The organism is Pseudoalteromonas sp. S1608 (assembly GCF_005887265.1).
Taxonomy (GTDB): Bacteria; Pseudomonadota; Gammaproteobacteria; order Enterobacterales; family Alteromonadaceae; genus Pseudoalteromonas; species Pseudoalteromonas undina.
The window spans coordinates 1-278 of record NZ_PNDK01000119.1 but is presented as its reverse complement, the minus strand read 5'-3'; the positions used below and the strand labels follow the sequence as shown (position 1 = coordinate 278).

Annotated in this window: 1 protein-coding gene; it reads right to left on the bottom strand. The window is 39.6% G+C overall.

Going from position 1 to position 278, the window contains the following annotated elements; all coding sequences use genetic code 11:
• Positions 1–10: 10 nt before the first annotated feature.
• On the bottom strand, positions 11–278 hold a 268-nt coding region (locus tag CWB75_RS18935; RefSeq protein WP_283234846.1), incomplete at its 5' end, for an OmpW family outer membrane protein.

The following is a 278-nucleotide window of genomic DNA, read 5'->3' as shown; positions in this document are numbered from 1 at the left end:
ATAATCTTTATTAAAAAGAGAATTTAAGAACAAACATAGCTACAACAGGGTCAAGTGACACGGTGGAAGTTAATGCTTTTGCGCCATTAGCATATACAGTCGGATCATTCTCTATCTCCATTATAGATACCATAGAGTGTAGGCCCCATTTCTCATCAATCTTGTAGTTAGCACCTCCTTGAGCAACAAAACCAAATGAATCATCTAGTTTTACTTCCACGTCGGCAGTATTTAAAGTTGCTTTAAGTGCTGCAGAAGGCTGCGCGGCAAAGAACGTC